Here is a 6,638-nt window from a genome sequence, read left to right as displayed (position 1 = left end):
AGGCGGATGTCGGCGATCTCGCACACCGCCTCCACCGTCCTGGCGCGGGCGATGTTCTCCCGCACCCGGCACACCGCGGCATAACCTGCCAACCCCGTCACACACGCAGTACCCGACCCCGCAGTACTCGACCCCGCCGAAACCCCCGTATCGAACATACTTTCGAATATACCGAGAGGGTCCGACACAAGCGAAAACACTGCCGAAGTGGGGAATGATGACGTGCATGCCAGCCAAGAAATCGACACAGGACCCAACCGCTGCAGTACTGGAGAAGATTGCCTCCTACCCCGCACCGTACGACTCCGTCGGGCGCAGGCTGCACGAGGTGATCCTGGCTGCCGCGCCGGAGTTGCAACCTCGGTTGTTCTACGGAATGCCCGGATACGCGAAAGGGAAGGGCCCGATTCTCTGCCACTTCATCGCCGAGAAATACATTGCATTCGGGTTGTCGGAGAAGGCGAACGTGTCCGTGCCGGACGATGCGGACGACCTGTTGATGCCGTCGGGATGGTTTGTGACGGAGCTCGACGACGCGACGGAGAAGAAGATCGCAGCCATCGTTCGACGGGCAGTCGAGTGATGAATTATTTACGTAGATAGAGCCTTTCGGGCCGTCCGACGTTCCCGTAGTCCAGGGACACCTCGACGCGCCCGATACCCGCGAGGTATTCGAGATACCGCCGGGCGCTGGATCGGGAGATCCCCGCTCGCTCGGACATCTCGGTGGCCGACACCGGTCCTTCCACGTCACGAAGCCTGAGTTCGACCAGATCCAGCGTGACGCGACTCAAACCTTTGGGAAGGTCCTGGCCGGATCCACTGATACCGAAGGCTTTGTCGACGGCAGCCTGTTCGGCCTCGGCCGAGGACCCGAGGGTTTGCCGCGTGGTTCGGTACTGCTCCAGCCGCGCCTGCAGCACGGAGAACTTGAACGGCTTGATCAGGTAATGCACGACGCCGCTCCGGAGTGCTTTCTGCACGGACGCGACTTCTCGTTCGCTGGTGATGACGAGAATGTCGAGGTCCGGCACCAACTCTCGGAACGACCCGATGAGGTCCAGGCCGCTGGCACCGGGCAGGTGCACGTCGAGCAGCACGAGGTCCGGACGGAGAGCGGACACTGCGTCGATCGCGGACTCGGACGTGTGGGCGACGCCGCAGACCTCGAAGCCGTCGACCTTCCCGACGAACCCCGAATGCACCTTGGCGACCATGAAGTCGTCGTCGACGACAAGTACCCGAATCACACTCACTCCTTCATCATCGCGCGGAACACCGTCCACTCGCCGTCCTTTCCGACGGTCACGTCGCCGCCCCGACGCCTGCAGGCAAGCCGGACCAGCGCGAGACCGAAGCCATGACCGGTCGACACTGCCCCTTTGGTGCTCCAGCCCTGTTCGAAGATTTTCGTGGTGTCCGACGCGTCGACGCCCGGTCCGTCGTCGAACACCTCGATTACGATGTCACCGCCGTTCTCGTGCAACGCGATCCGTACCCGTCCACTCGATGCCGCCACGGCATTGTCGACGAGGTTGCCGAGGACCGTGCAGAGATCTCGGGACAACGCTCCCCCGTGCGATCGAAGAGCAGATCCCTCGACGATGTCGACGGTCACCGAACGATGCGCGGCAGCACCGATTTTCGCGATCAGGAGCGCAGCGACACTGACGTCGGCGACGGAATCGGTGACCACCGACGTCGCATCCTCGCGGCGCGCGGTGAGTCCGTCCACGTAGCGCACCACCTCGTCGTATTCGTGCAGTTGAACCAGTCCGGAAATGGTGTGCAGCTGGTTGTCGAATTCGTGGATGTGTTCACGCAGCGCCGTCGAACTGGTCTTGGTGACTCCGAGTTCCTCCTCGACGTCGGTCAGTTCGGTGCGGTCACGGAAGGTCGTGACCGTTCCCACTGCTTTGCCGTCGGCGACGACGGGGACTGTGTTCAGGACCAGGACTCGATCGCCGACCAGCACGATCTCGTCGGAGGTCTCCACGGTTCCGAGAAGGACGTCGCGAAGCCGACCGGTGACGCCGAGCTCGTCGACGGTTGCGCCCTTGCTTCCGTATTCGATGTGCAGCAACTCGTGCGCACTTTCGCTCATCAGCACGACGCGGCCGTTCGGGTCGAGGGCGATGACGCCTTCCTTGAGTCCCCGCAGCATCGCTTCTCGCTGTCCGACGAGGTCAAGGATCTCGCTGGCCTCCATGCCGAGGGTCTGTCGCTTGACTCTCCGCGCGAGCAGTACCGAACCCAGCCCGCCCAGCACCGACGCGACCGCCAGGTAGACGATCAGATTGGGTGCCGATTGCAAGAACCGGTGCACGGCCGAGGGATATCGGTCGCCGACGACGGCCGTTCCCACGAGTGTTCCCGAGTCGTCGAGCACCGGTACCCGCGCTTCGACGGCTCTACCCGCCGCCGTGTCGGTGAGCCCGACCCTCGATCCGTCCGCACCGGTCTGCACGGTCGTCCCGACTTGTTCGGGAACGGTGGACAACACCACCACTCCGTCGACGCCCGAGAGTGCCGCGTAGTCGAGGCCGGAGACTGCGCGAACGGATTCGACTGCGCTCTGCAGACCGGTTCGGATACGAGGCTGGGCCGACGGCAACAGCTGACGGACGACGGGGTTCGCCGCGAGAGTTTCGGCCGCCGACTGTGCGCGGCGGCCTGCGTCTCGTTGGAACGCGGCCGACGATTGGGCGAGCGACAGGCCGCCGATGGCGACCAGAACGACCACGACGATCAGCAGCTGCAACCTCAGCAACTGGGCCGCCAGCGTGGTTCTGCGCACCAAGAGACCCTACTGCGCAGCCCGGAGCGTGGAGCGCAGTTCGGCGCGACCACAATGGACACAAAAGAAACTGTGATCGCAAGGGTGACCGCAGTCACAAAGTGTTGTTCACTTCCATGGTGCCTACTACGAGAGTTCGATCAGCAACCAGCGCCGTGTGCGTCGCGGTTGCCGTTCTCGTGGGCGCATGCAGTTCCGAACCGGCGGTGTTCGCCGGCGCGGACGGCACTCCCCGGGTTCAATTGGTCGTGCCGTCGGATGCAGGTGGCGGATACGACCTGACGGCCCGAAATCTCACCCAAGCTCTGGGCAGCGGCACCCCCGGCAGCACCGACTCCGATTACGACGTCGTGGTGCTGCCCGGATCGGGTGGCATCGTCGGCCTGGGCCGGTTGACTCTCGAGCGCGGAAATCCCGACCTCGCGATGGTCATGGGCCTGGGTCTGATCGGCGCACTGGAGACGACGGAGTCCGACAACTCGCTGTCCGAGGCCACGCCCGTCGCCAAGCTGCTGGAGGAACCGGAAGTGGTTCTGGTTCCGGCGAACTCGCCGCTTCGGACGATGAACGATCTGGTCGACGCGTGGCGCGCCGACCCGTCGGCGCTCAGTTTTGCCGGTGGTTCCGCCGAGGGCGGGCCCGACGGTCTGTTCCGGATCCTTCTCGCTCGGGCCATCGGCGTCGACCCGTCGGCGTCGACGTATCGACAGTACGAAGGTGGCGGGCAACTGCTTCCGGCGCTACTGACCGGTGACGTCGACGTCGCGACGACCGGCGTCAGCGAGTATCTCGACCAGATTTCGGCCGGAACCGTGCGGGCACTTGCCATCAGCACCGACGAACGCGTGCCGGTGGTGGACGCGCCGACCGCACGCGAGGCCGGGGTCGACGTCGTCTTCGCCAACTGGCGAGGCCTGCTCGCGCCGCCGGGCATCACGGCGGACCAGGCGACGACGTGGACCGACCGCATCCGTGATCTCGACACGTCCGGCCGATGGCAGGACATCCTCACCCGAAACGGCTGGCGCAGTTCGATACTGACCGGCTCCGACTTCGCCGATTTCTTGGGCGAACAAGCTCGATTCGTCCACGAGACGCTGACCGTCACCCCCTGACGTTCGGATTCACCCGACACCACGTTTCACCCTGCTCGCACAAAGGAGTACACCCATGCTCGTGATACTGGGCTTCCTCATGGTTGCCGTCTTCATGTATCTGATCCTGACCAAGCGCGCGACCCCGGTCGTGGCGTTGACGTTGGTGCCGGTCGCGTTCGGTCTCATGGCCGGTGCGGGACTCGGGATCGGCGACATGATCACCGACGGCATCAAGTCGCTCGCCCCGACGGCTGCCCTGCTGTTCTTCGCGATCATCTTCTTCGGGATCATGATCGATGTCGGCCTGTTCGATCCACTGGTGAAGGGCATTCTGAAGCTCGTCAGGAACGACCCGATGAGGCTCGTCGTCGGTACTGCCGTTCTGGCGATGGTCGTGTCTCTCGACGGTGACGGGTCGACGACGTTCATCATCGTCACCTCGGCGATGCTGCCTCTGTACCTGAAACTCGGTGTGAGCCCGGTGATCTTGACGGTCGTTGCCGGTCTGGCCAACGGAACCATGAACATCATCCCGTGGGGCGGACCCACCGTGCGTGCAGCGTCGGCGCTCGGCATCTCGCCTTCGGAGGTCTTCGTGCCGATGGTGCCCTCGTTGATCGCCGGATTGGTCATCGTGCTGCTGTTCTCGGTGCACCTCGGGCTGATGGAGCGTAAGCGAATCGGCAAGTTGGTCTACGAATCCGAGCTGGTTCACGCAGGCGGCTCCACTGGCACCGGGTCCAAGAAGACCGGTGGCTCCAAGAACACCGGCGGATCGGCAGGCACCGGCAGTGATCACGACGGCGGTGCCGGTCAGTTCATCGACGGCCTCGATCCCAATCGCGACACTTTGCGTCCGAAGTTGTTGTGGTTCAACGCCGCTCTGACCGTTGCATTGCTGGTTGTCCTCGTCATGGACATCCTCCCCATCCCGGTGCTCTTCATGATCGCAGCGTCGATCGCGCTCGCCGTGAATTTCCCGAAGGTCAAGGAGCAGGGCGAGGCCATCGCGCGGCACTCGTCGTCGATCGTGTCCGTCGTCGCCATGGTTCTCGCTGCAGCGATCCTCACCGGCGTGTTCCAGGGAACGGGCATGGTCGAGGCCATGGCCGAGTGGCTGCTCAACGTCATTCCGGCGGGTATGGGTCCGTACCTCGCCGTCATCACCGGCGTTCTGTCCCTTCCGTTCACGTTCTTCATGACCAACGACGCGTTCTACTTCGGCATCCTGCCGGTTCTCAGCGAAACCGCTGCGCAGTACGGAATCGAGCCCGTCGAGATGGCGCGTGCGTCGATCACCGGTCAGGCATTCCACCTGCAGAGCCCTCTCGTCCCCGCCATCCTGCTTCTCGTGACCCTCGCCGGTGTATCGCTCGCCGACCATCACCGCAAGGTTCTGTGGCGCGCAGCGGTCATCTCCCTGACCATGCTCGTCGTCGGTGTTGCCCTCGGCCAGATCCCGTTCGGCTGATCCCCCACGTACCCGAAAGGTCAAGCACATGTCCGTCGTAGTAGTTCACAATCAGTCCGACGAGGGAAGAAGCGCACTCACCGCCGGTGTACGTGAGGCGCAGTCCAGAGGAACCGAACTCGTTGTGATTCACGCACTGTCGGGTTCGCCGGAACCACGTGCGCAGGCGCAGGAGGTTGCCGCGGTCGAAACCGCGGTGCACGCTCTGGCACCCGGTGCACGGGTCGAGGTCGGGGCCCCGGATCCCGATTCGACGTCCACGTTGCTTGCACTCGTCGACAAGGTGGACGCGGAGCTCGTGGTCATCGGGTCACGTCACCGCAGCGCCGTCGGGAAGTTCCTGATGGGGCAGACGGTCCAGCGATTGCTGCTGGAGATACCGGTGGAGATCCTGTTGGTCAAATCCCGATAACACGTTCACCACCGAAGGGGCGGATCCGACACGCGGGTCCGTCCTTTCGCGTGTGACAGGACTGCGCAACGGTGACCTGGTGCGTGAAGTCCGACGGGTGTTGTCGTAATATTTCCAGTCTCATTCGGTGAAGTCATCGCCGGCAATCCAAGGGCACTGCAAGTGCGCTCGAAGAGTGTGGTGATGACATGAAAGAGACGCCGCGAGTCGATTACTCGCGTGAAGGCGACGTGCGCGCGGGCGACGACGGCTCCTTCGAGCCGGGGCTCGAATCGTTCCGCAACCTCCTGCTGTCGCACGCTCAGGTCGAGACGCTGCTGCACAGCGTGTGCACCCAGGTCGTCGACACCGTGCTGGGTGCCGACATGGCCGGCGTCACACTCGTGGACGAGTCGACAGGAACTCCGAAGACGGTCGCGTACACGGACCCTCGTGTTCTCGAGTTCGATGCGCCGGGCTGCCTGTCGGCGCCGATGTCGCTGTCTGCGCCAATTTCGGTCGACACGACGCAGATCGGTGCCCTCGAGGTCTACAGCTTGACCGACCACACGTTCACCGAGACGGACGAGATACTGATCAAGGTGTTCGTCACCGCGGTCGAGAGCGCCATCTGGAACTCGCGACGTGCGAGCGAGGCGCAGCGCGAACTCACGGGACTTCGTGAGGCGATGCGCACACGAGCGACGATCGAGCAGGCCAAGGGGATCGTGATGGCGATCCGGGGTATCGCTGCGGACGACGCCTTCGAGGTACTGTCGCTGCAATCGCAGAACGAGAACGTCAAGCTGCACACCCTGGCTCACCGCATCGTCGAATCGGTCGGCCGCGACCAGTCCTGATTGACTCTCGCCCGTGCGGGGC

Annotated in this window: 7 protein-coding genes; 5 read left to right on the top strand and 2 right to left on the bottom strand. The window is 63.9% G+C overall.

Annotated elements, in window-relative coordinates:
• The first annotated feature begins 226 nt into the window (after nucleotides 1–226).
• Nucleotides 227–583 carry a DUF1801 domain-containing protein gene (locus tag ACFULT_RS05840; RefSeq protein WP_241483954.1) on the top strand — a complete coding sequence of 119 codons (357 nt, stop codon included), beginning with the start codon at nucleotides 227–229 and terminating at the stop codon, nucleotides 581–583.
• 4 nt (nucleotides 584–587) lie between these two features.
• Here ACFULT_RS05840 and ACFULT_RS05835 read toward each other — a convergent pair whose 3' ends face one another.
• The gene (locus ACFULT_RS05835) at nucleotides 588–1,250 is read right to left on the bottom strand and encodes a response regulator (protein WP_052059603.1); all 663 of its coding nucleotides are present in this window, start codon (nucleotides 1,248–1,250) and stop codon (nucleotides 588–590) included.
• Between the two features lie 2 nt (nucleotides 1,251–1,252).
• On the bottom strand, nucleotides 1,253–2,797 hold the full coding sequence (locus ACFULT_RS05830) for an ATP-binding protein (protein WP_378480884.1): 1,545 nt from the start codon (nucleotides 2,795–2,797) through the stop codon (nucleotides 1,253–1,255).
• Nucleotides 2,798–2,916: 119 nt separating this feature from the next.
• Between ACFULT_RS05830 and ACFULT_RS05825 the strand changes: the two genes are divergently transcribed.
• The 4 genes from ACFULT_RS05825 to ACFULT_RS05810 all read left to right on the top strand — a co-directional run bounded on the left by ACFULT_RS05825 (nucleotide 2,917) and on the right by ACFULT_RS05810 (nucleotide 6,616).
• On the top strand, nucleotides 2,917–3,912 hold the full coding sequence (locus ACFULT_RS05825; protein WP_378480883.1) for a Bug family tripartite tricarboxylate transporter substrate binding protein: 996 nt from the start codon (nucleotides 2,917–2,919) through the stop codon (nucleotides 3,910–3,912).
• A gap of 55 nt (nucleotides 3,913–3,967) precedes the next feature.
• Nucleotides 3,968–5,365: a CitMHS family transporter gene (locus tag ACFULT_RS05820; protein ID WP_037114228.1), complete on the top strand. Its 1,398-nt coding sequence runs from the start codon at nucleotides 3,968–3,970 to the stop codon at nucleotides 5,363–5,365.
• 28 nt (nucleotides 5,366–5,393) lie between these two features.
• On the top strand, nucleotides 5,394–5,777 hold the full coding sequence (locus tag ACFULT_RS05815; protein WP_037114232.1) for a universal stress protein: 384 nt from the start codon (nucleotides 5,394–5,396) through the stop codon (nucleotides 5,775–5,777).
• Between the two features lie 188 nt (nucleotides 5,778–5,965).
• Nucleotides 5,966–6,616, top strand: coding sequence for an ANTAR domain-containing protein (locus tag ACFULT_RS05810; RefSeq protein WP_037114235.1), 651 nt, complete (start codon nucleotides 5,966–5,968; stop codon nucleotides 6,614–6,616).
• Nucleotides 6,617–6,638: the final 22 nt, after the last annotated feature.

Source organism: Rhodococcus sp. NPDC057297 (assembly GCF_042667435.1).
Lineage (GTDB): Bacteria > Actinomycetota > Actinomycetes > Mycobacteriales > Mycobacteriaceae > Rhodococcoides.
This window is presented reverse-complemented; position numbering and strand designations above follow the sequence as displayed.